Source organism: Natrarchaeobius versutus, assembly GCF_041205745.1.
Lineage (GTDB): Archaea > Halobacteriota > Halobacteria > Halobacteriales > Natrialbaceae > Natrarchaeobius > Natrarchaeobius versutus.
Genome location: NZ_JBGFCC010000002.1, coordinates 202,034 through 225,050, shown reverse-complemented (window position 1 = coordinate 225,050; position 23,017 = coordinate 202,034). Strand labels below are relative to the sequence as shown.

Here is a 23,017-nt window from a genome sequence, read left to right as displayed (position 1 = left end):
CCGTCGACGGCGAGCGGCCGTGTTCTTACGGTATGAAACGACGAAATCTACTTCGAGGGGTCGGTGCGACGACAGCGGCCGCGGTGGTCGGCGGCTGTCTCGACGAGGCGGAACTGTTCGAGGAAACGGCCGAGGGACTCGAGGACGAATCGATCGACCAACTCGAGGAAGAAGCCGAGGAGACGGTCGAGAACGTGACTCAGGGCCTCGAGCAACCACCCGGTGCCGACCTCGAGATCGACGCCGACGGGACGATAACCGTCATGTCCCTCGATCCGAACACGGAAGGCGTCAAGTGCGGGCCGATCGAGGGCGACGATCCGCTCTCTGAGGTTCGAACCCACGAAGATGCAGCCGACGGCGTCGGCCAGACGATCGAGGAGTGTTCCGAGTCGACCGTCGTCGCGGTGTCGGAAAACGGGAACGTCCGAGTTATCGAACGGCTTTGAGCGACTCACTTCGGTTGTCAAAAAAGTGTGGCGACAAATCGACGGCCATCACTGACGCGATAGTGCAACCGTCGGTGCCGGGTACCGATACCGGCCGGCCGCTTACTGGCAGTCGACCGTCTCGGCGATCTCGGTCAACTCCTCGCCCTCGAGGTCACCGGAGAGGGTGTACTCGAGGTCGCCACACTCCCAGTAGAGGGTGGACAGTGATCCGTCGACCAGCGTCGCCTCGCTTCCGTCGACTGTCACCGACTCACCGGACGGCGTCACGTCGCGGTCCGCTACGACCGACAGCGACAGGTATTCGCCGTCAGCGTCGGTGTACGTCGCGGTGACCGTCACGCCACCGGTGCCGTCGTCGGTCACGCTCGCCCGATCGAGGGCGTAGCCCTCGGGAACGTCGGGTTCGGCGACGTCGAACGGCGCCGCTTCGGACGCGTCCTCGAGCGTCTCGAACTCCTCGGTGGTGATATCCTCGAGCGAGACGACCTCGGCGTCTTCGGGCGGATCGAACGCGAAACGGTCGTCCTCGACGCCGGCATTGAACTCGATCTCCTCGAACGTGATCGTGACGGCCATCGAGTGTTCCTCGGTGTCCATTTCGGCCTGTTGCTTCAGCGGGTACCAGTACTCGTCGTCGATCCACAGGACGATCTCGTCGTAGACCTCCGCGACGTTCTCGTCGCCGTCCTCGCTCGGCGTCAGCCTGAGGACGTGCGCTTCGCGATCGGCGACGGTTTCGGTCCCGTCGTACTCGACGTCGAACGCCTCGAGATACTCGTCGACGAGTTCCTCGTCCTCGAACCCGGTCGCGCCCAGGGCGGCGTCGTCCTCGAATTCGAACGTTCGAACCGTGTCGTCGTCCGCGGTGTAACTCCACACTTGCGTTCCGTCAGCGACGGTGGTGTCGCCTTCCTCGGTGTAATCGGCGGTCGACGACAGGACTTCCTCGCGGTACTGGTTCGGCGGCTTCTCCCAGACCTCGGCGGTCGTCGTCGTGACTTCCTCGCCATCGTCGACGGTGGTCTGCTGGACGCCGTGGACGTCCTCGATCTCGTCGTGTCGCTGTTCGACTTTCTCGACGACCTCTGCGGCGTCGACGTCGTCGCCGGTGATCGGCGCAGCGGTACAACCTGCAAGTACCAACAGGAGAGCGACGCCGATCGCGGCGCCCTTCGGGAGGGACCAATCAGGTATCATTGCGACTGAACGTTCGGCGGGGCACGTATTAGGGGTTCAGATGGCTCAAAATGGGTTTTGAGCAACAGTAACGACGGTTTAGCGTCGATGAATATCGCGGACGGCACGTCACTCGAGGACGCCCTGGACGTAGACGTGTGCGAAGACCAGGGCGGTGATCGCCGTCGAGAGGAACGTCGCGGCGTTCATCAGCCCGACGAAGACGTGTCTCACCGTCTCGTTTCCGAGAACGGGGTAGGGTTCGGTCGCTGCGCCGATTCCGACGATCGTAAACGAGGCGACGAGCGCGACGACCAGACCGATGAGCAAGATCGTGGTCCGACGACGGAACGAGACGATCGACCAGCTCACCCGCAGGGACTCGATCGGCCCATAACCGCCGACGACGGCCGCTTCCGCGGCGAGGATGAACTTGACCGAGATGACGACGAACAGACAAAAGAGTACGACGAAGCCGAGGAGACCGACGAGGAGATGCCAGAGTCGACTACCGATCAGGACGACGAAGACGAGCACGCCCCCGACTGCGAACAGCGCCATCATCGCGAGACCGACGAGGACGAAGATCGCGAAGACGGCCGGCACTCGTCGAAGCGTGTACCACGCTACCGCTTTTCTGGTGTGTGGGCGCTCCGAGAGCGTGCTCGCGGCGAACATCGCCGCGTAGCCGCGGGCGAACAGACTGCCGACGAACAGAAGCGGGAGCAATAGGAGTTCGACGGGCGTCGGCGCGAGATGGGTGACGAACTGTAAAACCGCCAGCCCGAGGAAGACGGCGACGACCGACGGATGCGTTCGCAAGAACCCGACCGACCACAGGATGACGTCTCCGACTCTTCGTTTGGTCGTCGCGGCGCTGACGTTCCGACACTCGAGACAGGCACAGCCGTCGATATCGTCTCGGCGCTTGAACCGTTCGACCATTCACTCCGGAGGAACTCGACGGTCTCGTATAAGTGTAACCATGCGTATATTTGTGCGTACCGCTCGGCTCGTTACGCTTCGCCGACGCCGGAGCCGACGTAGCGTGCGAGCGTCTCCCAGAGGGCGATGAGAATCGACGCCGGGCCGACCGCGACGGCGAGGTTCTTGAACGCCATCCTGAGTCCCGGTTGATCGTCCTCGGTGCCGAGAAAGAGGATCAGGGGCTCCTCAGAGACGGCGTAAACGTCCATCTCGCGGCCCTTCTCGGAGTAACAGGTGTCGGCGACGTCGATGAGACCGGTCTCCGAGAGGTTCTCGAGGTGATAGCTCACGCTCTGGATCGACATGTCGAGTCGGTCGGCGAGGGCGGCGGCGGTCAGCGGCCGCTCGTTCAGTTCTCGAAAGACGTCCCGAGCGGTTTCCGAAGAGAGCGCCGCGAGGACGTCGCTCGTTCGGTCGTCGTCGATACACAGGAGCGACGGATCGCCCGTCCGCTCCGTCGAGGCGTTCGTCGTCGTCGGGAGGAGTCGTGACATGGATAGCGAGGGCGGTGGTGTCGAACCGTTCGTGTCGACGATACCTAACTACTTCCGTAACTCAAAATCGGTTTTGATCCATCGCGTCCGGCGGACCTATCGCATCTCCAGTGGAGGCGGGGCGTTCGACTCCGATTCCCTTTCTCTTCGACGAGGTGATAGCGGGTGAACTCGAGATGCGACCGCGTGAAACGGCGCAATTCCCGTTCGAAAACCCAAAGGAGTGTCACACGAACCACGCTGTTTCGTTGACGAGGCGGGGAACACCCATATGTACCGCCTTCGAATGAGGGCACAACGAGCGATGAATCGCCACACGAGACCGGCGCGTTCGGGGGTGCGATCGACGAGTCCGTGGACTCTCGTGATCCGAGACGCACCGATCCGGGACGGCGAGTCCACCGCCGAGTTCACGGCCTCGAGTGCGGTCGGTCCGGTGATGGTCGCCGACGGTGGAGGGATCGAGTAACGATGCGCGTAACGCTTCTTGGGACCGGAGACACGACGGGGACCCCGACCGTCGGCTGTGACTGCGAGACGTGCGAACTCGCGCGAGAACGCGGCCTCGAGCGCACGCGGTTTTCGGTTCACGTCGAGAACGAACGGATCGACGAGTCGCTGTTGATCGATTTCAGTCCCGATTTTCGCACCCAGTTTCTGCGAGAGGAGGTTCCGCTCCCGGACGCCGCCGTCGTCACGCACATCCACTTCGATCACCTCGACGGTCTGGGCAACGCCTTTCGGCTGTTCGACTCGCTTTCGGTGTACGCGGCCGACGAGACCGATCCGGCGACCGGCGCGAGCGTCGCGGAGACGGTCGCCTCGAAGTACGACTACCTCGAGTTGCTCTCCGTACAGCCGATCACGCCGTTCGAGACCATTTACCTCTGCGATCTCGAGGTGACGCTGGTGCCGGTCGAACACCCGCCCCAGCGCTGTTACGGCCTCACGATCGAAGATCCGGCGACGGGCTCGAAGCTGTCGGTTACGGGCGATACGAGCTTTGCGATCCCGGACCGCTCGCGCGAGGTTCTCGCCGACCCCGATCTGCTCCTCGCCGACGCCATCGTCCCGGCCCACCTCTGTGAGTACCATCCCGCAGGCGGGAGACACGAGGGACCCGACGGCGTCCCCCGGACGTTCGGAACGAAACACATGACTCGAGAGGGCGCACTCGCGCTCGCGGAGGAGCTAAACGCAGAGCGGACGCGCCTCGTTCACGTGTCCCACTTTTACCCCGCCGACGAGGCGTTCGAGGAGCCACTGGCGCTCGACGGCGAGACGTACACGATCTAGTACGTCGGCCACCTTCCACTGGATAGTGAACTGGTTCGTCGTGCGGTCGAAGACCGATCGGGTGTCCTCGAGCTCAAGCCGGTCAGCAAGGTACGCCACGAAGACAAGACGCTGAAAGAGTGTATGCCTTAGTACAGTGTTGGGTACACTCTCGAGGAAATCGACGAGGTCCACGTTGCCGTGATCCTCGCGAGCGAATGGCTAGCCAACAGGTATGAGCAGCGACCGACGTTCGGCGCTCTCGAGGCCCAGTTGGTGAGATAGAATTAGTCTCTCGGCCGGAAAGTCGTGTAACCGTGTACATCGAATCCACAATAACACTCGCGGAAGTCCGCTGTTCTGTCACAGGTAGAACGTTGGGATTCTGTCGAGAATCCAACATATATTTTCCATACACTACTATCCAATATTGTCATTATGCACTAAGTCTGGAAGATCATGGAGTGATGTAGTTGTGCCATCTCGTTCAATTTGTTTGATTTGATCATTATTAATTTCAACTTGTAGAGAGAGCTGTTCTGTCGGAACTTCAACACCTCCAAGAAGACGTGTAGGTTGGCAATCCCCATTATCAGAAATTTGCCCTGTTATATTCAATACATATTCGTTATGTTGAAATTGGTCTACCGAAACATCGTCAATAGCCCCACAAAGGCGAACGTCAAACGTCACTGAGAATATGTTTTCTGTCCTTTTCACTAATACCCATCCTGGCTCTCCTGCATCTCTTCCAGGTGGACTAACTGCTGTATATCCCACAGTAATTTCTTCATTATCTTGTTGATTATTAGATTGGCAGCCACCGAGAATTACAGAGCCTATTGTACAAGCAAACGTGGTAAGCAATCTTCGGCGTTGGACCATTATTAAGACTATTTCTGTTGGACCGTTATAAACATGCAAAACACCCTAGATAATTTTACTCCTCAAATGATTATTTAATACATCCCCATGTACAAATATATATTGTATCGTATCGAGTCCCAGCGACCCTACCCGAACCGATCCAGTCCCGACTGCCGTCGCCGTCGGCCGGTGGGGTCCGCCCGCCACGGCGTCTGCCGGTCGCGCTCGGCCTCGAGGTCGACGGCGGGCGCGTCTGCGGGCTCGTATCCCGGACACGTCGGACCGCACTCGGCGGCCGCGTCGACGACTCGATCGTTCCACACACAGTGGGGAAGCGTCGCACCCCGCTCGTCGGCGTCAGTCGGCGAACAGGCCCCACAGGCGGGAACGTCGTACGTCCGCCACCCCTTCCCGTATGCTCGCTCCGCGAGTCGCCGACGTGCGCGGGCTTTCGCCGCCACGGAAACGACGGCGACGTCGGTCCGGCCAGGGTGGAACTCGAGCGGTTCGATCCCCGGCTTTTCGACGGGAAGCGGCGTCGGCTCACGAACGACCTCGATCCGGATGGCAGATCCGTCGGTCTGCTCGTCGCGAGCCTCGCGGTGAACTCGCCAGACGCCGACCTCTTCCGGGATGCGGTTGAGGTGTGCGCGAGTGACGTAACTCTCGGTCGCGAGGATGGCCTCGTCGACCAGCGCGAGGCTGACGTCCGTCCGGAGCTGAGACTCGAGGTCGCCGGGTCGACCGAGATCGGGTTTGTTCTCGATGCCGACGATACGGTCGAACCACTCCGGATAGCGGGCGACCTGGCGGACGTACTCGCGGCCGTTTCGGCGTTCGGACTCGAAAAAGCCGATCTCGCAGGCGCGTTCGGTCACTCGGCGGGCGTGGTCCGGATGGCAGTCGTCGTCGAAGGCGTCCTTCCAGTAGCGCGCTCGTCCCGTCCCAACGTCCGACTCGATCGCCGCGTCCGGAATCGATTCGCTCGTGATCGCCGCACGCTCTTCGAGGTTCGAGGTGGGCTCGATGCCGACGACGTCGAGGATGCGCCCGCCGGGATCCGCGACGCTCGCACCGAGTTGACGGGCGAATATTCGCTCGTGACGGGACTCGAGGTGGGCACAGAGCTCGAGTTCGAACGCGAACTCGGACACGGTTCGACGGAGGGCGGGTGACGGCAAAAGACGACCGGTTACGGCGTCGAGGGAGGCCGGCAGTTCGTCGCGTCACGGACGGTCGTACTGTCTACTGTTCGTCGTTTTCGCTGTCGTCGCAAGACCGAGCGTGGCCGTACGGACGATCGGGACATCAGTCCGTCTCATACGGTTTACTGTCAGTCAGTTCCGGCGCACCCGCGACCGGGGCGGCGGTTGCAACGGTGGACTCGCCGCACTCCTCCACCGAGACTCGTCTCACACGGTTCGACTCACCGCCGGGACATCGGTACAGCAATCCGTATGAGGCTTCGAAAGCGGTCAATTCCCGCTTCGAGTCCTGACACACCAGTGGTGGTGAACGGCCGTCTCGAGTATTGGCGCTCTTCCGTCCTGAACGACACTCACGAGTGCTGATACGCCACCATACCGAACCTGGTGTCTTATCTTCGAGGAGGCCTTACACGGCCCCGATGATGGTGACGACCCACGCGCTGGTCGGGCTGTTCGTTGCCCTGCCAGTTGCGATCCTCGTTCCCGAACACGGCCCGACGGCCCTCGCCGCGGGCGCCCTCGGGGGCGTGGTTCCGGATCTGGACGTCTTCGCGGAGCACCGCCGGACGCTCCACCATCCGGTGTACGGATTCGCCGCGGCGGTGGTCGCACTGGCCGCGGCGGTCACCGCCCCGACCGCGCTCACGCTCGGAGCGTTCGTATTCTCGCTCGCGGCGGCGTTACACTGCGTCGGCGACGTCGTCAGCTGTGGTCTCGGCGCCAGACCCTGGGACAACCCGCCGTCCGATCGAGCCGTCTACGACCACGTCCGCGGGACGTGGGTTCCGCCGCGGCGGTGGATCCCCTACGACGGATCGCCGGCCGATCTCGGTTTCGCGGCAGTAATCTCTCTGCCCCTCGTGTTGGTTCTCGACGGCGCCTGGGAACTCCTGATCGTCAGCCTGCTCGCCGTCTCGATCGGATACACCGTCAGCCGAAAGCGCCTCGAGGACGTCGCCAAGTGGGGTGTCCGGTTTCTCCCGCCTTCGGCTCGCCGGTACGTTCCGGAGCGATACCTGGTTCGGTGATTCGTCCGAAGCGATATCCGGACTGTGATTCCGCTCGCCACTCGATTCCTCGTTCTCGGTTCCGACTGACGGTGCCGACCGCACCGACGAGAAAATCGCTCTCGAATCGTGATCCATCACGCGGAGCGAAACACCAACGGTGCTGGCGGACACAGGGGGAAGCGACCATGTCATCCGACCGTCGACTCGAGGAGCAGACGGCGATCGTCACTGGTGCGAGCGCCGGTATCGGGGCGGCTACCGCCCGAAAACTCGCGGCCGAGGGCGCGAATCTCTCGCTCGCCGCACGGAGCGAGGATCGGCTGTCGACGCTCGCGGCGGAACTCGAGGCCGAGTACGGAATCGATGCGCTCGTCGTTCCGACGGACGTCCGCGAGGAAGCGGACGTCGACGCGCTGATCGACGAAACCGTCGAGACCTTCGGCGGGATCGACGTCCTCGTGAACAACGCGGGCCTCTCGCGGGGGAGCGACGTCGCCGCGTTGACGACCGAGGAGTACGAGACGATCCAGGAGACGAACGTCGACGGCGTCTTCTACGCGACGCGGGCGGCGATTCCTCACGTCAGCGAGCGCGGGGGACACCTGATCTTCGTCGGGAGCTTCGCGGGCCAGTATCCGCGGTCGTTCAACCCGGTCTACGCCGCCTCGAAGTGGTGGGTCCGGGGATTCGCAAAGAGCGTCGCGGCCCAGGTCGGAGACGAGGGGGTCGGCGTTTCCGTCGTCAACCCCGCCGAGGTTCGCTCGGAGTTCGAGACGACCGACGGCTCGACGTTCGCGGATGCCTTCCAGGAGGGCGAGGTCAGCGAACCCGAGGAGGTCGCCGACGCCATCACCTTCGCCGCCACGCGCGAGGGCTCGAGCGTGAGCGAACTCGACGTCAACCGGCGAGACAAGTTCGCGGACAACTTCTGACGGCCGATGGACCGGTCGAACGCGTTTCGACGGGAGCTACTCGCACTCGGGAGCGGTGTGCTCGTGGCGCTCACCGCCTGTACTTCCGCGGTGCGAGACCGCGACGCGACCGCCGAGGAGTAGGAGACCGACGAACCAGCGACCGACCTCGAATCCGAGACCGACGCCGGACTCGACTCCCTCGAGGGACTGTCGAAATCGCGACTCGAGCGCTGCGAGGAGGCGTACGTGGCGGACCACTACGAGGTAGAGGACGGAACACCCGGCCTGGTCACGGTCGAGGTCGAATCCGTCGAGAGCGGCGACGAGACGACGACCGTCGAGGTCGAGTCGGTGATCGAGGTGTCCGGTCACGACGACGATCTGTACGGCGACATCTGGCACGAAGAGACCGTCGAACGGGGATACTACCACGTCGACGGTTCGTCCATCCGGCGAACGGAACGCAGTGGGGCGGATCCGGCGGCCGGAATCACACTCGAGTGTTCGACCGATGACTGACGGCGACTCGAGGGCGGTTCGGCGAGACGGCCCGTTCCAGAGGGCGGTATAAGGGGGGTGGCCCTGCCGGCAGTACCGTTAGGCCGGGAGCACGGCTGGACTCGAGTATGCGAGTTTCGATTCCGGGCGTTCCGGGCGTCTACTACGACACCGATTCGGGAACCACGGCGATTGCTTCCGTCACGACCGCCGCTGGTCGGTACGCGCCGAAACCGAAAGGGTACGCCATCCAGCTGTTGCCCTACCTCTGGTCGTTCGACGTCGACTTACACGAGGTGCCGAACGATCACCCCATCCAGTTCCTTCACCCCGAAGGTGCGCGGAGTCTCGGGACTCTCTCGAGTACGCCGGGTCCGCGACGAACCGGCGACGACCTCGAGTCGGTGCTCCGGTTCGTCTGGTCGGTCAACCGGGAAGTCGAGTCGGCCACGAACCGACTGGTGGGCCGTTCGGAGGGCCACGACGGCGTCGTCATCGAGATAGAAGACGGAAGCGTCGGCGTCAGCGGAACCGAACTCGAGACGGACGAGTTCGACGTCGACGACGGGGAAACGGACGCCGAAATCGATATCGACCGCAGTGGGAGTCACGACGGTTCGGGAGAGCTCGACGGTGACGAATTCGACAAAGGCGGCGAACTGTAGCGCAACGGCGATTGCCCGCCGTGACTGCGACCGAACGCGAGGTCACCGGCGGTGCAGTCGGATGCGAACGTCCGCCGCCGGGCCGAACGTCGTCGTGGCCGAAATTTCGGGATCCGGATCGCTCAGCAGTTCCAGATCGAAGCGCCGAAGCACGGTTGCGACGATCAGTTTCATCTCGAGGGTCGCAAAGCGCATGCCGATGCAGTGGCGGGGCCCGCCGCCGAACGGAAAGTACGCGTACTCCGGACGGTCGCGTTTGGAGCCGTCGATCCAGCGCTCCGGCCTGAACTCCTCGGGTGCGTCGTAGAAGCGCTCGTCGCGGTGGAGTCGAAACTGGGGTAGGGTGAGAATCGTTCCCTCGGGGATTCGATAGCCGCCGATACTGACGTCCTCGAGCGCCCGTCGAAACAGCATGTACACCGGCGGGTAGCGTCGCATCGCCTCCGTGATCACCGCGTCGGTGTACTCGAGATCCCGGGCGTGTTCGGCACCCGGACGGTCGTCGCCGACGACAGACTCGAGTTCCGCGCGGAGTTCGTCGACGACGTCGTCGCACTGGGCGAGGAGCGAGAACGTGTACGTGAGCGCGACCGAACTCGTCTCGTGGCCGGCAAAGAGGAAGGCGACGAGGTTGTCGCTGATCTCCGCCTCCGAGAGCGCGCTCTCGCCAGATCCGCCCGCGCGGACGAGAATCGAGAGCAGGTCGTCGCCGTCTGCCCCCACCGCTCGCCGGTGTTCGATCAGTTCCTCGACCCGACACCTGTAGTCGTCCATCGTCCGCTCGAAACGCCGATCTGCCAGCGTGGGGACCCATCCAGGCAAAAACGTCGACAGCCGCCGAGCGTCGGCGCGCTCGTTGATCGCCCGTGCGGCCCGGACGACCGCCTCGTCGTCGGACGTCGGATCGACCTCGAGATCGAACAGTGCCTCGGCAAGAATCCGGAGCGTGAGCCGGGAAAATTCCTTGTTCGCCACAATCACGTCGCCGTCGTCCCATCGCTTTGTCGCGCGGTCGGCGTACGTCGCCATCGTCTCCCCGTACGACTGCACCCGATCGGTGGTGAAAACCGGTTGCATCACGCCACGTTGGCGCCGCCACTGTTCGCCGTCGCTCATCACGAGCCCCTCCGCACCGATATCGAGACCGAGGTCGGCAAAGAGGTAGCGCTCGAATCGTTCGTGTTCGGACACCAGGACGCGCTCGACGTAATCGGGGTGTAACAGCGCCGTGAACGTGTTTCCGACGATGCTGTACTGCACCACGTCACCGTGTGTCGACACGACGTCGTAGAAGCCGAACGGGTCGCGGACGACCTGAAACGCGTTCCCGACGATCGGGTAGCCGTCGGGACCCGGCGGAAGCGGATACTCCTCGATCGGACGATCGTTTGCGTTTCCGTCGCTCGCGTCGATCCCCCGATCGGTCCCGTCGGTGTCCGACGATCCTGATGCCATACTCAGTGGGACGAGCGCTCGGTGGATCCGGATTACGTCGAACCTCCTAGGGTATTTTTATACTCGAAATCGAACCCCTCCTGATGAAGTACCTCGACGTCCGCATTCGCCAACCGGACTGGATGCTTCACCCGATGCAGGAGTTCATCCGCGACGAGGACGCCGTTCGGTACGAGGAGCTACTCACGTGGAACATCCAGGAGGAGGCGGGCCTCGAGTACGAACTGTTCTACGTCGAAGCCGACTTCGAGCGCTATCGCCGAGCGGTCGACCGCGTCGAGTCGGTCCGAGACTACCGACTCGCGCCCATCGACGAGGAGTCGTTCCACGTCTGGGCCTGTCAGGAAACCCGGCCCGAGGACCGGTCGTGGCGCGGGGCGTTCGCCGACCAAAATCTGCTCGTCGTCCCGCCGGTTCAGTTCGACGACGACGCCGCCATGGGCATGACGCTCGTGGGGGAAGGGAGCGACCTGCAGGCGGTACTCGAGGAACTGCCCCCCGACGTCGAGACGACGGTCCACGAGATCGGCACGTACGACCGCCGTGGCGGGACCGTCGCCGGCTCGCTCACCGACCGCCAGCTCGAGGCGGCGAACACGGCGCTCCGCCTTGGCTACTACGACGTGCCGCGAACGGCGACGCTCGCCGACGTCGCGGACGAACTCGGGTGTGCCGAGAGTTCCGCCTCCGTGGCGCTCAGACGGGCACAGCGGGCGGTCTTCTCTCAGGTGCTCGAGCGCTACGGGGGCGCCGTGGGGAGATCGGATGGGGAGGAGCGCAGTTGGGAGATCTGACGAGGATCGCGCCGTCGGAGAAGCCAAATTGAACGGCAAGTCGGTCGACGTACCGGTCGATGTCGATCGATCGCGGTAGAGAACGACGCGATGAGAGGCCGACGATCGAGGCGGCCGTTTTTGTCTTCGGGGTGCTTACGCCCGTTCATGCGCATCGTCACCACGCTCCCCTCGGCGACGGAGACCGTCGCCGCCCTCGGCGTCGATCCGATCGGCGTCTCCCACGAGTGCGATTTCCCGCCGCGGGTCCGGTCGCGGCCGTCGATCACGCGCTCGCGGATCGACGTCGACGCCTCGAGCGAGGAGATCGACCGCCAGGTCCTCGAGGTCGGCGAGGACGGCGTCTACGAGGTCGACCTCGAGACGCTCGAGGAACTCGAGCCGGAGCTGATCGTCACGCAGGCCATCTGCGACGTCTGTGCGGTCGACGAGGCGGTCATCGCCGACGCCGTCGCCCAACTCGAGGCCGACCCGGGGATTCTGACGACCGACCCCCACTCCGTCGGGGACGTCCTCTCCGACGTCGACCGGATCGGTCGGGCGATCGGCCGGGAGGACCGCGCCCGGGAATTTCGTGGATCGCTCGAAGAACGCCTCGCCCGGGTTCGCAATCGAGGCGCCGACGGTCCCGACGGCGAACGTCCGCGGGTCGCCATCTTCGATTGGACCGATCCCGTCATGATCGCGGGCCACTGGACGGCCGAACTCGTCGAGTGGGCCGGCGGCGAGTACGGACTGGCCGACGTCGGCGACGCCTCGCGACCGCACGAGTGGGCGGCGATCCGTGAGTACGATCCCGAAATCGTGGTCGTCGCGCCCTGTGGATTCTCCCTCGAGCAGATCGCCGAAAACCGCAGGGATCTCACCGACCGCGACGGCTGGGACGACTTGACGGCCGTCCGCGAGGGGCGGGTCTGGGCGATGGACGGCAACCACTACCTCAATCGACCGGGTCCACGGCTGGTCGAGACGCTCGAGGCGCTCGCGCCGATCGTCCGCCCGGATCTGTTCGCCCCCTCGATCGGGCCGTCGTCGGGCGATCACGGTGAGTTGGTGTGTCAGTTCGACGATCTCGGCCACCGAGGCGCGTTCGAGGGACGCGACGGCGACGCTCGAGTCGAGCCGTGAGTCCGAATCGCGATCCAGACTCGAGCGAATCGACGCCCGGTCGGACGTGTCGTCGTTCGTCCGACGAGTCTGCCGGTGACGGCGACGCTCCGGTCGCCGGACTCGTGGTCCCCGTCGCCGTTCGCGACGCCGTACTCGAGCGCGCCCGCGCCGGGCGACCTCACGAGATCTGTGGCGTTCTCGGCGGGACGTTCGATCCCGACGGACGGAGTCGCGTTCGGTCGGAGTACCCGGCGGAAAACGTCGCCGATCGACCCCGAACGCGATACCGAATCGATCCCGAGGAACAACTCGAGATCTTCGAGCAACTCGACGATCGAGGGGAAGAGATCGTCGGCTTCCACCATTCCCACCCGCGCGGACCGGCGGACCCGAGCGAGACCGACGCCGCGGAGGCGACCTGGCCGAATCGGTCGTACCTGATCGTCTCGCTCGACCCACTGGCGGTCGGATCCTGGCGCTGGCGACCGGCGGGCGCCGACAACGACGTGACCTCCGAGTCCGAGGGTCGATTCGAGCGTGAGCGACTCGTCCTCGAGTAAGTCGCAGTGGGGGACGTCGTGCTGTGACCGCGATCGTGATGCCCTCATGATGCTCCGACGCCCGGCGCTTTGGAATCGACTCGTTCGTTACGACCTCCGTTGACACGTACAAATCGGGGACACGAGTCCGTTTCCCCGAGAAATCAACAGTTAAGGGAGGTGGGACGCACTGTGGGGTATGGACGTCATCCACGCCGCCATCTGGGTATCGGATCTCGAGGACGCCCGCGCGTTTTTCGTCGATGCGCTCGGACTCGAGGAGAACTGGTCGTTTACGCTCGACGGGGTCGAAAACGTCTACGTCGGCGGCGATCACGGCGAGATCCAGCTTCGATACGACCCCGATCGCGAGGATCCGAATCCCGATCGGACGGGCATGGACCACCTCGCGCTCTCGGTCGACGACGTCGACGCGACGACGGAACGGGTGGTCGAGGAAACCGGCTGTGACGTCGTCAACGGCCCGCTGACGATCGACGAGGCCGGCGCTCGGGTCTCCTTTCTCGAGGGGCCGGACGGCTACGTCGTCGAACTGGTCGAACCGCTCGAGTGACCGGTCGATCAGACACGGCAAACTCGTCACCACCGACCACCGCCGCTAATCGCCAGTACTGACGACCCGACTGTCGGTCGGACACCGTGGTGTTTCGGCGGGGCATTCACTATTTCGAAACGAAATAGGTTTCTCCCGGGACCAGTAACCAGTGGTAGTGATTCCCACGTTCGAAGACGAAACCGGTCGTCGACGGACTTGGCTCGCGGAGGAACCGGACAGTCGGCGGAGTTGGTTGGTCGCAGTACTCGGTGCGATGGCGATGGTGTTTACGTTCGGAACGCCGCTGTCCTACGGAATCTTTCACCAGCCGTTCAGCGACGCATTCGACATCTCCCTCGTCGCCATGTCGACCGTCTTCTCGATCATGCTGTTTACGTTCTTCATCGGCTCCGGCGTCGTCGGCGTCTTCGCAGCACGACTGCCGGCTCGAGCCGTCCTCCTCGCGTGTGCGGGGGCGACCGGTCTGCTCGGTCCGGCGCTGTACGTAACCGAATCCTACCTCGGGCTCGTCGCAGTCTTCGGCGTTCTCGGCCTCGCGCTCGGAACGACGTACGTGTTGATCGCGTCGATAATCCCTCGATGGTTCGAGACGCGCCGGGGTGCGGCGACGGGGCTCATCTTCGTCGGCAACGGACTCGGCCTGTTTCTCTTGCCGCCGCTCTGGCAGCTCGCGTTCGCCCGCCTCGACGTTCGAAGCGGATTTCTCGTGATCATGTCGGTGACAGCGGTCGTGTTCGCGCTCGCGGGGCTCGCCTGTCGGCGTCCCCGCTGGACGACGCAGTCGTCGACGACGGCGGGCGACCTCCTCGAGTGGGTCAGCCGGCTGGCCGGATCGCGGTCGTTTCACCTGCTGTTCGTCGCGGTGGGGCTCGCGTTCGCGTGGTACCAGCTTCTGGCCGCCTATGCCGTCGATCTCTTCGCGGCCCGCGGGTTGACCGATGCGGGCGCATCTGGCGCGTTCGGGCTCATCGGCGGCGTCAGCATCATCTCCCGGATCGGCAGTGGCTACGCCGCGGACTCGGTCGGCTCGAGACGGGCGTTCGTCGCGTCGCTCATCTGCGTGGGCGCCGGAGTCGGCTTGCTTCTCGCGCCACAGCCGCCGGCCCTGTGGTTGAGTATCTTCCTGATCGGGATCGGATTAGGCGGCGCCGCAACGCTCTATATCCCATTGCTCATGGGGATATTCGATCCGGACAAGGACACCGCCATCGTCGGCATCTTCAACGTGGCCGCCGGCGTCGGCGCCCTCGCGATGCCGCCACTCGGCGCCGCCACGATCGCGTACACCGACGGCTACGCGGTCGTGATTCTCCTCACGTTCGCTATGGTCGCCCTATCGGTGGCGCTTACGATCGTCGGAACGTCGTCGTGACGGATCACGATCCAGTCTCCGTCAGCCGGCGACTCGGCTCCGTCCTCCGGCGTTACAGTACTCGTCGAAACTCGTTCCTCACCGATCGCACTCGAGCGGCCAGCACCGGTCGTGCTGGTCGCCAGTTCGCGAGCGGGAGTGCATCGACTTTCAACGAGTACGTTAGGCATCGTCTTCCGCGCCCGACGTTTCGGCCGCTCGCTCGCGAAACTTCTCGATCTCGGCTTGCAGTTTCTTCCCGACGGCGTACGTGAACTCGTCGGGCATCAGGCCGCGCTGGACGTCGGTCGTGACCATCGCGTCGCAGTCGTCGACGATCTCCGGCGCCCACTTTCCTTCCGCTAACTTCGACTCGTCGGTGACGATCGCCTCGCCGTTTTCGACGTCGATGAAGGCGGTCACGGTGTTCCAGATCCGCGGGTTGCTCGTCGTCGCCTCGTCGAACAGCCCCTCGAGGCGGGACTCCTTGACCGGTTCGTCGCGGAGCTCGATCACGAGGTCTTCGAGTGCGTCCGCGATCTCCTCGGCTCTTTCCGCCTTCGACGGGTCGTTCGAGTCGTCGGTCATCGGCGTTCACCCGTCTCGGTGTCGACGATCATAGCTGGGAGTAGCCGCTTGGGATCCGTAAACGTACGCTTCCGCTCCGGCGACTGGCTCGCGCTGGCGGCGGGGAGTCGACGGTCGTCGAAGCCGCCACGATCAATCCGCCTGGCGGAGCGCTTCCGGGACCCAGCCGCGGTTCGGATCGTCCGTCTCGACCATCCACGCGATCAACCGGTCGCGCATCGTCCGGCGAACGTCCGCGTACTCCGGGTGATCGATCAGGTTCTGTAACTCGGCCGGATCGGCCGCGAGGTCGTACAGTTCGTCGACGTCGGGGCCGTTGTAGACGTACTTGTGCCGCTTCGTGCGGACCATCCGCTGGCTGTAGAGGCCGAACTCGTCGCCGTGGTACTGCGAGAACGTCGATTCGGGCCACTCGTTCTGACCGCTCCCCCGGTCGTCGGATTCGTCGCCGCCGTTACCCTCGAGCAACGGGACGAGGCTTCGCGCGTCGAAGCTCTCGGGGATCTCGACGTCGCCGATCTCGAGGAACGTCGGCGCGAGATCGTGAAGGTGGACCGGCTCGCGAACGACCGACGCCGGTTCGGTCACGCCGGGCCAGCGAACCTGCAGGGGGATCCGATAGGTGTCGTCGTACATCAGCGGCCCCTTGTTGAACTGGCGGTGGGCTCCGGCGAAGTCGCCGTGGTCGGAGGCGTGGACGACGACCGTCTCCTCGGCCAGCTCGAGATTCTCGAGGGTCGCGAGGATCCGCCCGAACTGTTCGTCGATCAGCGTCACGAACCCCCAGTACTTCGCGAGCGCCTCGGACCACAGCTCCCAGTCGAAGCCTTCGACGCCGCGGTAGGCGAGGTAGTTCTCGTGGACGCGAGGCTTGCCGTCGAACGTCTCCGCGTAGCTCTCTGGCGGTTCGATTTCGTCCGGGTCGTACATCGAGGCGTACGGTTCGGGGACGACGTAGGGGTGGTGGGGGCCGTAAAAGTCAGCCCGGTGGAAAAACGGCCGTCGATCCTCACCAGCGGCGTCGGCGGAATCGCTCTCGAGATCGGACGCTCGAGACCCCTCAGCGTGGGCCTCGAGCGCCTCGATCGTCCGTTCGGCGATGAACCAGGCCCGGGTATCCTCGACGTCGATCGACGATTTCGCGGCGACGAACGTTCCCTCCGAACTATCCCGTGGATCCTCACCCGTGTAGATTTTCTCCTCGAGATCGACCTCCTCGACCGGCGTCCCGCGCTCGCGGCGGTACTCGCGGAACGCCTCGTCGATGTCGTCGTGGTGTTTGTCGCTGCCGCCGAGATAGCTGAAGCCATACTCCTCGGGGGTGGCGTCTCGACCGACGTGCCACTTGCCGGTGTAGGTGAGATCGTAGCCGGCGTCGGCCAGTGCCTCGGAGAACGTTGGAATGTCCGGCGACAGATTGGGAAGGATGGCGTCGTCCTCGTGGCAGTTGTTGAGCATTCCGTGGCCGTGGGGAAACTGCCCGGTCAGAAGCGAGGCGCGGGCGCTCGAGCAGATACTGATCGGCGTGACCGCGTGTTCGAACCTGGTTCCTTGCCTCGAGAGCCGATCCATCGCCTGCGTTTCGACGGGTGGGGCGAGTACGCCCTCGACGGCCGGGGCGGCTCCGCCACCGGTGGGCGACTCGGATCCGCTCCCGTCGAGCGATTCGGGGACGCTACAGTCGTAGCGCTCCTGGTCGGTGAGGACGAACAGGACGTTCGGGCGGGTGTCGGCCATCGAGGGTCGTACACCGACGGCGTAATTAATGGTGGGCCCGGATCCAGCCGGATAATGTGCGACGTGGTTCACCCCGGTATTCAGGGGGATCGGGTTCGAAACTCGCGCATGCCTCTCGCCTCGTGTGGGGAGTGTGACTGGCAGTATCGGGTGGACGAGGAGTCGACGAGGGAACTCGACCGGGCGATGATCGACCACCTCGTCGAGACGGGTCACTCGCCGATCGAACGCCAGGATACCGTCTCGACCACCGAAAACCGATCGGTCGAACGCCATGACACCGTCTCGACCACCGAAAACCGATCGGTCGAAAACGCTCGAGCCGACTCGGAGTCGAAACGCGACCCGTCGGCTCGAGCGAGTCGCGGTCGATCCGACCGCGGCTGATCGCTTTCGTCAATCGAAATCGGCGAACGTCGGCCGTTCTGCGTCGCCCGGGAACTCCGCGACCGGTGCCTGGGTCTGGTCGCCAGAGTTCATATCCTTGATCGTCACCTCGTCGTTCTCGAGGTCCTGTTCGCCGACGATGACGACCGTCTCGGCGTCGATCGAGTCGGCGTAGTTCAGCTGTGCGCCGAACGACCGCCCCGCGACGTCGGTTTCGACAATGTGACCGCGGTCGCGAAGCTCCCGGGTAATTCGGGCCGCCTCCGTGCGGGTGTCGCCGATCTGGAGGACGTAGTAGTCGGTCTCGATCGCCTCCTCGGGCCAGACGCCCGCGCGCTGACAGAGCAACGAGAGCGTGGCGTGGCCGGGGGCGACGCCGACCGCGGGTGTCGGCTGGCCGCCGAAGCTCTCGATCAGGTCGTCGTAGCGACCCCCGCCGAAGATCGACCGCGAGACCTCACCCGTCGAATCGAAGCACTCGAAGACGACGCCGGTGTAGTAATCCAGCCCGCGGGCGGTCTCGAGCGAGACCGTACAGTACTCGCGGGCACCGAAGTCCTCGGCGGCCGAGAGCACCGCTTGCAGGTTCTCGACGGCCGCGTCGACGCGTTCGGTGTCGGCGAACGCTTTCACCTCTTCTAAGTCGCCACTGGAGACGAGGTCGTCGAACTCGACGGCCTGATCGGCCGACAGCCCGGCACCGATCAGCAGGTCGTGGTACTCGACGGTCTCGAGTTTGTCGGATTTGTCGACCGCGCGGATGGCGTCGTCGACGTCGACGTCGGCGTCGTAGGTCTCGAGGAGGCCGCCTAAGACGTCGCGGTGGGAGATCCGGAACTCGAAGTGTTCGCCGGTCAGGCCGAGGCCGGTGAGGGCGTCGGCGGCCCACGCGAGGATTTCGGCGTCGGCTTCGGGTTCGGACGAACCGAAGATGTCGACATTGGTCTGGTAGAACTCGCGTTGACGACCCTGCTGGACCTGTTCGTAGCGCCAGAACGGCCGCGTCGAGAACCACTTGATCGGCTTCGATAGCGCCTGTTGCTTGGCGACGACCATTCGCGCGACTGTCGGCGTGAGTTCGGGAGTCAGCGTGACGTGGCGCCCGCCCTGATCCTCGAAGGAGTACAGCTCCTCGACGATGTCGTCGCCGCTCTTGTCGGTCCACATCTCGGCGCGCTCTAACGCCGGCGTTCCGATCTCGCGGAAGCCGTATCGCCGTGCGGCGTCCTCTATCGTGTCGACGGCCGCCCGCCTGGCGGCCATCTCGCCGGGATAGAAGTCACGAAAGCCCTTGATTCGGTCGTACATGACCGTCCGTTCGAGAACGGCGAACTTCTATCCTTTCGTTCACGGACGAAAACGACGCGTCGCTCGGAGACGACGCTTCCGGAGTCGATGGCGGTCGGCCTATTTCCGTTTCGCCCTGAGAACGACGGTCTTCGCGACCATGTCTCCGACCCGCTGGTTTCGGTCGGTGAAAAAACAGATCACTGCGACGACCAGCGGCCAGAATCCGAACGAGTCGATCAGCCAGAGGAAGTTTCGGACGACGGAGGCACCCATCGTACACTTCGATCCGTCCTCTTTGACGACGACGAGTCCGAACAACGCCTTGCCGGGGGTCCGGCCGAAGTGACCCTCCATCATGAAAACGTAGTAGATGAAAAAGACGAACATCGCCGTAATTCCAACGAAGACGATCGCCATCGAGAGCAGTTCCGAGACGGCCTGGAGAGCCGTCGATGCGACCGCGGTCGTCGCGAACAAGAAGACGACCCCGCCGAAGACGACGATCGAATCGACGACGTAGGCACCGATTCGCCCGACGAGAACTTCGTCTTCCGTCCCCGAAACGGGACTCGGATGTCGATCGAGCATGATACGATAGTCGACCGACACTGTCGGCATATAATTTCCGATCCGACAGCGCGAAGGAAGCGCAGACGCCGGGACAGTGATTTGGTGTGACACCGCGTAAGAATTCGTATGTGCGGACGCTACTCGCTGTTTACTCCGCCCGAGGAGCTCGAGGACCGATTCGGCGCGACGTTCGATTGGCGGTTTTCGGCGCGGTACAACGCGGCGCCGAGCCAACGCCTACCGGTGATCACGGACGAAGTACCCGAGGCGTTCGAACGCTTCGAGTGGGGTCTCGTTCCCGACTGGGCCGACGATGGCGCCACCGGAATCATCAACGCGCGGGCGGAGACGATCGACGAGAAACCGAGTTTTCGCGACGCCTACGATGGACGGTCGCCGTCCGCCGCCGATACTGACGGTTCGCGTGAGACGCCGGCGGCGGGTCGGTGTCTGGTTCCCGCCGACGGCTTCTACGAGTGGGTCGAGACGGCCGAGGGCAAACAGCCCTATCGAGTTGCCTTCGCGGACGATCGTCCGTTCGCGATGGCGGGGCTGTGGACGCGCACGGAGCCGGGGTCGGCGTCTCGCCAGACCGGTCTCGACGCGTTCGGCGGCGGGGCCGACCTCGAGGACGACCGCGGCCGCCCCCTCGAGACGTTCACCGTCGTGACGACCGAACCGAACGACCTCGTCGCGGATCTCCACCATCGGATGGCGGTCGTCCTCGAGCCGGACGACGAGCGCCGATGGCTCACCGGAGACGACCCGCGAGACGTCCTCACACCGCATCCGGCGGACGACCTCCGTGCGTACCCGGTTTCGACGGCCGTCAACGATCCGAGCACCGACGTCCCGTCGCTGATCGACCCCCTCGAGACGTGATCGGGTCGCCTCCTTCGAGACGTGACCGCCTCCCAGAGATACTTAAATATGGCGGACACCCTCGTCTCCTGATCGACTGTAGACGGACCGATCTCCTTGCTCGAGTAGTCGACGAGTGTGGCGCTATACCGTGGTTTCCGTCTCGTTCTCACCAGATCGAATCTCGGGCCACTGTTTCCGAATAACGTTATCTTTATGTAGAAGGGCAATCAATGATCGGTCGACTATGAGCCAGCGAATGCAACAGGGACAGCCGATGATCGTGATGAGTGAGGACGCCCAGCGCGTCAAGGACAAGGACGCGCAGGATTACAACATCAGCGCCGCTCGAGCGGTCGCCGAGGCCGTACGCTCGACGCTCGGTCCGAAAGGAATGGACAAGATGCTCGTCGACTCGATGGGGTCGGTCACCATCACGAACGACGGCGTCACCATCCTTCAGGAGATGGACATCGACAACCCGACGGCCGAGATGATCATCGAGGTCGCCGAAACCCAGGAGGACGAAGCTGGCGACGGCACCACGACGGCCGTCGCGATCGCGGGCGAACTCCTCAAAAACGCCGAGGACCTCCTCGAGCAGGACATTCACCCGACGGCGATCATCAAGGGCTTCCACCTCGCCAGCGAGCAGGCTCGCGAGGAGATCGACGACATCGCACGCGACGTCGACACCGACGACGAGGACCTGCTTCGCTCGGTCGCCGAGACGTCGATGACCGGCAAAGGGGCCGAAGTCAACAAAGAACACCTCTCGCAGCTCATCGTCGACGCGGTCCGCTCGGTCACCGTCGAGAACGATGCGGGCGAGAACGTCGTCGACCTCGAGTTCCTGAACATCGAGACCCAGACCGGCCGTAGCGTCGGCGAATCCGACCTGCTCGAGGGCGGCATCGTCGACAAGGATCCCGTCCACGATAACATGCCGACGGCGGCCGAAAACGCCGACATCCTGCTTCTCAACCAGCCCATCGAGGTCGAGGAGACCGACGTCGACACCGAGGTTTCGGTCACCGACCCGGACCAGCTCCAGAAGTTCTTAGACCGCGAGGAAAAACAGCTCAAGGAGAAAGTCGAGGCGATCGCCGACCTCGGCGCGGACGTCGTCTTCTGTCAGAAGGGCATCGACGATCTCGCCCAGCACTACCTCGCCAAGGAGGGCATCCTCGCCGTCCGTCGCGCGAAGAAGTCCGACCTCGAGTTCCTCAAGGAAGTCGTCGACGCGTCGATCGTCTCCGACCTCGAGAGCGCGACCACCGAGGACCTCGGTCACGGCGACGTCACCCGCGACGACGAGGACGAACTGTTCTACGTCGAGGGCGAGGGCGCCCACGGCGTCACCCTCCTGCTTCGCGGCTCGACCGACCACGTCGTCGACGAACTCGAGCGCGGCATCAACGACGCGCTCGACGTCGTCGCACAGACCGTCTCCGACGGCCGCGTGCTGGCCGGCGGCGGCGCGATCGAGGTCGAACTCGCCTCGCGTCTGCGCGATTACGCCGACTCCGTCTCCGGACGCGAACAGCTGGCCGTCGAGGCCTACGCCGACTCGCTCGAGCTCGTCCCGCGCGTGCTCGCCGAGAACGCCGGCCTCGACAGCATCGACACGCTGGTCGACCTGCGTGCGGCCCACGACGAGGGCGACGTCACCGCCGGCCTGAACGTCTTCTCGAACGACGTCGAGGACACGTTCGAGGCGGGCGTCGTCGAACCGGCCCACGCCAAAGAGCAGGCGGTCACCTCCGCCAGCGAGGCCGCGAACCTCGTGCTCAAAATCGACGACATCATCTCCGCGGGCGACCTCTCGACCGACAAGGGCGGCGACGAGGAAGGCGGCGCACCCGGCGGTGCCCCCGGCGGCATGGGCGGCATGGGCGGTGGCATGGGCGGCATGATGTAAGGGAGGTTCGGAGACCGTAGGTCGAGAACCTCCGAACACGAGCGGGGAGCGAAGCGAACACCGCGTCCATCCGAACGGCGCTTTGCGCCGTGAAGTACGCGCGGTTCTCACTCGTGGTTCGAAAAGCGAAGATTTTCGTCATCACGAACGACCGCTGGTCGTTCGAACGACGTCACTCGTCTCGAACCCCGTGAGGCGAGCGGAGAGCGTCCGCGTTACCGACCGAATCGGTTCTCGGCCCGCCGATCGTTGTTTTTTGTGCGTTTTCGTCGACTACGGTGGCGTTCTCCG

The 23,017-nt window shown here is 64.1% G+C and carries 24 protein-coding genes; 14 read left to right on the top strand and 10 right to left on the bottom strand.

Going from position 1 to position 23,017, the window contains the following annotated elements:
• Positions 1–32: 32 nt before the first annotated feature.
• Positions 33–449 (top strand): twin-arginine translocation signal domain-containing protein, encoded by a 417-nt coding sequence (locus AB7C87_RS06435; protein ID WP_369728601.1) that lies wholly within the window; start codon positions 33–35, stop codon positions 447–449.
• Positions 450–551: 102 nt separating this feature from the next.
• On the opposite strand, the gene AB7C87_RS06430 is transcribed toward AB7C87_RS06435, so the two are convergent.
• The 3 genes from AB7C87_RS06430 to AB7C87_RS06420 all read right to left on the bottom strand — a co-directional run bounded on the left by AB7C87_RS06430 (position 552) and on the right by AB7C87_RS06420 (position 3,109).
• Complete coding sequence (locus AB7C87_RS06430) at positions 552–1,649, bottom strand: DUF4367 domain-containing protein (protein ID WP_369728600.1); 1,098 nt, start codon at positions 1,647–1,649, stop codon at positions 552–554.
• A gap of 108 nt (positions 1,650–1,757) precedes the next feature.
• Entirely contained in the window at positions 1,758–2,573 is an 816-nt protein-coding gene (locus tag AB7C87_RS06425) for a hypothetical protein (protein ID WP_369728599.1), read from the bottom strand.
• 71 nt (positions 2,574–2,644) lie between these two features.
• Complete coding sequence (locus AB7C87_RS06420; protein WP_369728598.1) at positions 2,645–3,109, bottom strand: ArsR/SmtB family transcription factor; 465 nt, start codon at positions 3,107–3,109, stop codon at positions 2,645–2,647.
• A gap of 471 nt (positions 3,110–3,580) precedes the next feature.
• On the opposite strand from AB7C87_RS06420, the gene AB7C87_RS06415 reads away from it, so the two are divergent.
• The gene (locus AB7C87_RS06415; protein ID WP_369728597.1) at positions 3,581–4,405 is read left to right on the top strand and encodes an MBL fold metallo-hydrolase; all 825 of its coding nucleotides are present in this window, start codon (positions 3,581–3,583) and stop codon (positions 4,403–4,405) included.
• Positions 4,406–4,804: 399 nt separating this feature from the next.
• Here AB7C87_RS06415 and AB7C87_RS06410 read toward each other — a convergent pair whose 3' ends face one another.
• Both AB7C87_RS06410 and AB7C87_RS06405 read right to left on the bottom strand, forming a co-directional pair.
• Positions 4,805–5,269 carry a hypothetical protein gene (locus AB7C87_RS06410; protein ID WP_369728596.1) on the bottom strand — a complete coding sequence of 155 codons (465 nt, stop codon included), beginning with the start codon at positions 5,267–5,269 and terminating at the stop codon, positions 4,805–4,807.
• Positions 5,270–5,397: 128 nt separating this feature from the next.
• Positions 5,398–6,405: a DUF5787 family protein gene (locus AB7C87_RS06405; RefSeq protein ID WP_369728595.1), complete on the bottom strand. Its 1,008-nt coding sequence runs from the start codon at positions 6,403–6,405 to the stop codon at positions 5,398–5,400.
• Positions 6,406–6,878: 473 nt separating this feature from the next.
• Here AB7C87_RS06405 and AB7C87_RS06400 point away from each other — a divergent pair, with 473 nt between their 5' ends.
• The 4 genes from AB7C87_RS06400 (at position 6,879) to AB7C87_RS06385 (ending at position 9,546) form a co-directional block, all read left to right on the top strand.
• On the top strand, positions 6,879–7,487 hold the full coding sequence (locus AB7C87_RS06400) for a metal-dependent hydrolase (protein ID WP_369728594.1): 609 nt from the start codon (positions 6,879–6,881) through the stop codon (positions 7,485–7,487).
• Positions 7,488–7,654: 167 nt separating this feature from the next.
• Complete coding sequence (locus AB7C87_RS06395; RefSeq protein WP_369728593.1) at positions 7,655–8,401, top strand: SDR family oxidoreductase; 747 nt, start codon at positions 7,655–7,657, stop codon at positions 8,399–8,401.
• Positions 8,402–8,629: 228 nt separating this feature from the next.
• The gene (locus AB7C87_RS06390) at positions 8,630–8,902 is read left to right on the top strand and encodes a hypothetical protein (protein WP_369728592.1); all 273 of its coding nucleotides are present in this window, start codon (positions 8,630–8,632) and stop codon (positions 8,900–8,902) included.
• Between the two features lie 107 nt (positions 8,903–9,009).
• Positions 9,010–9,546, top strand: coding sequence for a hypothetical protein (locus AB7C87_RS06385; RefSeq protein WP_369728591.1), 537 nt, complete (start codon positions 9,010–9,012; stop codon positions 9,544–9,546).
• Between the two features lie 42 nt (positions 9,547–9,588).
• On the opposite strand, the gene AB7C87_RS06380 is transcribed toward AB7C87_RS06385, so the two are convergent.
• Positions 9,589–11,001, bottom strand: coding sequence for a cytochrome P450 (locus tag AB7C87_RS06380; RefSeq protein WP_369728590.1), 1,413 nt, complete (start codon positions 10,999–11,001; stop codon positions 9,589–9,591).
• 83 nt (positions 11,002–11,084) lie between these two features.
• Here AB7C87_RS06380 and AB7C87_RS06375 point away from each other — a divergent pair, with 83 nt between their 5' ends.
• The 5 genes from AB7C87_RS06375 (at position 11,085) to AB7C87_RS06355 (ending at position 15,393) form a co-directional block, all read left to right on the top strand.
• The gene (locus AB7C87_RS06375; RefSeq protein ID WP_369728589.1) at positions 11,085–11,795 is read left to right on the top strand and encodes a helix-turn-helix domain-containing protein; all 711 of its coding nucleotides are present in this window, start codon (positions 11,085–11,087) and stop codon (positions 11,793–11,795) included.
• A 147-nt stretch (positions 11,796–11,942) separates the two neighbouring features.
• Positions 11,943–12,923 carry an ABC transporter substrate-binding protein gene (locus AB7C87_RS06370; RefSeq protein ID WP_369728588.1) on the top strand — a complete coding sequence of 327 codons (981 nt, stop codon included), beginning with the start codon at positions 11,943–11,945 and terminating at the stop codon, positions 12,921–12,923.
• Between the two features lie 104 nt (positions 12,924–13,027).
• Positions 13,028–13,465 (top strand): desampylase, encoded by a 438-nt coding sequence (locus AB7C87_RS06365; RefSeq protein ID WP_369728903.1) that lies wholly within the window; start codon positions 13,028–13,030, stop codon positions 13,463–13,465.
• 178 nt (positions 13,466–13,643) lie between these two features.
• The gene (locus AB7C87_RS06360; RefSeq protein WP_369728587.1) at positions 13,644–14,018 is read left to right on the top strand and encodes a VOC family protein; all 375 of its coding nucleotides are present in this window, start codon (positions 13,644–13,646) and stop codon (positions 14,016–14,018) included.
• A gap of 256 nt (positions 14,019–14,274) precedes the next feature.
• Positions 14,275–15,393, top strand: a complete 1,119-nt coding sequence (locus AB7C87_RS06355; RefSeq protein ID WP_369728902.1) for an MFS transporter — start codon at positions 14,275–14,277, stop codon at positions 15,391–15,393.
• A gap of 162 nt (positions 15,394–15,555) precedes the next feature.
• Here the strand turns inward: AB7C87_RS06355 and AB7C87_RS06350 are convergent, their stop codons facing one another.
• Both AB7C87_RS06350 and AB7C87_RS06345 read right to left on the bottom strand, forming a co-directional pair.
• Entirely contained in the window at positions 15,556–15,960 is a 405-nt protein-coding gene (locus AB7C87_RS06350; protein ID WP_369728586.1) for a hypothetical protein, read from the bottom strand.
• Between the two features lie 132 nt (positions 15,961–16,092).
• Positions 16,093–17,697 carry a sulfatase family protein gene (locus tag AB7C87_RS06345; RefSeq protein WP_369728585.1) on the bottom strand — a complete coding sequence of 535 codons (1,605 nt, stop codon included), beginning with the start codon at positions 17,695–17,697 and terminating at the stop codon, positions 16,093–16,095.
• 108 nt (positions 17,698–17,805) lie between these two features.
• Here AB7C87_RS06345 and AB7C87_RS06340 point away from each other — a divergent pair, with 108 nt between their 5' ends.
• The gene (locus tag AB7C87_RS06340; protein ID WP_369728584.1) at positions 17,806–18,084 is read left to right on the top strand and encodes a hypothetical protein; all 279 of its coding nucleotides are present in this window, start codon (positions 17,806–17,808) and stop codon (positions 18,082–18,084) included.
• A gap of 9 nt (positions 18,085–18,093) precedes the next feature.
• On the opposite strand, the gene hisS is transcribed toward AB7C87_RS06340, so the two are convergent.
• Both hisS and AB7C87_RS06330 read right to left on the bottom strand, forming a co-directional pair.
• Positions 18,094–19,392 (bottom strand): histidine--tRNA ligase, encoded by a 1,299-nt coding sequence (hisS, locus tag AB7C87_RS06335; RefSeq protein WP_369728583.1) that lies wholly within the window; start codon positions 19,390–19,392, stop codon positions 18,094–18,096.
• A 99-nt stretch (positions 19,393–19,491) separates the two neighbouring features.
• Positions 19,492–19,962 (bottom strand): RDD family protein, encoded by a 471-nt coding sequence (locus tag AB7C87_RS06330; RefSeq protein ID WP_369728582.1) that lies wholly within the window; start codon positions 19,960–19,962, stop codon positions 19,492–19,494.
• Positions 19,963–20,070: 108 nt separating this feature from the next.
• Between AB7C87_RS06330 and AB7C87_RS06325 the strand changes: the two genes are divergently transcribed.
• Positions 20,071–20,826 carry an SOS response-associated peptidase gene (locus AB7C87_RS06325; RefSeq protein WP_369728581.1) on the top strand — a complete coding sequence of 252 codons (756 nt, stop codon included), beginning with the start codon at positions 20,071–20,073 and terminating at the stop codon, positions 20,824–20,826.
• 238 nt (positions 20,827–21,064) lie between these two features.
• The gene (thsB, locus tag AB7C87_RS06320) at positions 21,065–22,726 is read left to right on the top strand and encodes a thermosome subunit beta (RefSeq protein WP_369728901.1); all 1,662 of its coding nucleotides are present in this window, start codon (positions 21,065–21,067) and stop codon (positions 22,724–22,726) included.
• The last annotated feature ends 291 nt before the right edge of the window (positions 22,727–23,017 follow it).

What these genes read in the sequence shown, in the direction of transcription:
- AB7C87_RS06435 (WP_369728601.1), top strand. Translation starts at nt 33, where the DNA reads ATGAAACGACGAAATCTACTTCGAGGGGTCGGTGCGACGACAGCGGCC.
- AB7C87_RS06430 (WP_369728600.1), bottom strand. Translation starts at nt 1,649, where the DNA reads ATGATACCTGATTGGTCCCTCCCGAAGGGCGCCGCGATCGGCGTCGCT.
- AB7C87_RS06425 (WP_369728599.1), bottom strand. Translation starts at nt 2,573, where the DNA reads ATGGTCGAACGGTTCAAGCGCCGAGACGATATCGACGGCTGTGCCTGT.
- AB7C87_RS06420 (WP_369728598.1), bottom strand. Translation starts at nt 3,109, where the DNA reads ATGTCACGACTCCTCCCGACGACGACGAACGCCTCGACGGAGCGGACG.
- AB7C87_RS06415 (WP_369728597.1), top strand. Translation starts at nt 3,581, where the DNA reads ATGCGCGTAACGCTTCTTGGGACCGGAGACACGACGGGGACCCCGACC.
- AB7C87_RS06410 (WP_369728596.1), bottom strand. Translation starts at nt 5,269, where the DNA reads ATGGTCCAACGCCGAAGATTGCTTACCACGTTTGCTTGTACAATAGGC.
- AB7C87_RS06400 (WP_369728594.1), top strand. Translation starts at nt 6,879, where the DNA reads ATGATGGTGACGACCCACGCGCTGGTCGGGCTGTTCGTTGCCCTGCCA.
- AB7C87_RS06395 (WP_369728593.1), top strand. Translation starts at nt 7,655, where the DNA reads ATGTCATCCGACCGTCGACTCGAGGAGCAGACGGCGATCGTCACTGGT.
- AB7C87_RS06385 (WP_369728591.1), top strand. Translation starts at nt 9,010, where the DNA reads ATGCGAGTTTCGATTCCGGGCGTTCCGGGCGTCTACTACGACACCGAT.
- AB7C87_RS06380 (WP_369728590.1), bottom strand. Translation starts at nt 11,001, where the DNA reads ATGGCATCAGGATCGTCGGACACCGACGGGACCGATCGGGGGATCGAC.
- AB7C87_RS06375 (WP_369728589.1), top strand. Translation starts at nt 11,085, where the DNA reads ATGAAGTACCTCGACGTCCGCATTCGCCAACCGGACTGGATGCTTCAC.
- AB7C87_RS06370 (WP_369728588.1), top strand. Translation starts at nt 11,943, where the DNA reads ATGCGCATCGTCACCACGCTCCCCTCGGCGACGGAGACCGTCGCCGCC.
- AB7C87_RS06360 (WP_369728587.1), top strand. Translation starts at nt 13,644, where the DNA reads ATGGACGTCATCCACGCCGCCATCTGGGTATCGGATCTCGAGGACGCC.
- AB7C87_RS06355 (WP_369728902.1), top strand. Translation starts at nt 14,275, where the DNA reads ATGGCGATGGTGTTTACGTTCGGAACGCCGCTGTCCTACGGAATCTTT.
- AB7C87_RS06350 (WP_369728586.1), bottom strand. Translation starts at nt 15,960, where the DNA reads ATGACCGACGACTCGAACGACCCGTCGAAGGCGGAAAGAGCCGAGGAG.
- AB7C87_RS06345 (WP_369728585.1), bottom strand. Translation starts at nt 17,697, where the DNA reads ATGGCCGACACCCGCCCGAACGTCCTGTTCGTCCTCACCGACCAGGAG.
- AB7C87_RS06340 (WP_369728584.1), top strand. Translation starts at nt 17,806, where the DNA reads ATGCCTCTCGCCTCGTGTGGGGAGTGTGACTGGCAGTATCGGGTGGAC.
- hisS (WP_369728583.1), bottom strand. Translation starts at nt 19,392, where the DNA reads ATGTACGACCGAATCAAGGGCTTTCGTGACTTCTATCCCGGCGAGATG.
- AB7C87_RS06330 (WP_369728582.1), bottom strand. Translation starts at nt 19,962, where the DNA reads ATGCTCGATCGACATCCGAGTCCCGTTTCGGGGACGGAAGACGAAGTT.
- AB7C87_RS06325 (WP_369728581.1), top strand. Translation starts at nt 20,071, where the DNA reads ATGTGCGGACGCTACTCGCTGTTTACTCCGCCCGAGGAGCTCGAGGAC.
- thsB (WP_369728901.1), top strand. Translation starts at nt 21,065, where the DNA reads ATGCAACAGGGACAGCCGATGATCGTGATGAGTGAGGACGCCCAGCGC.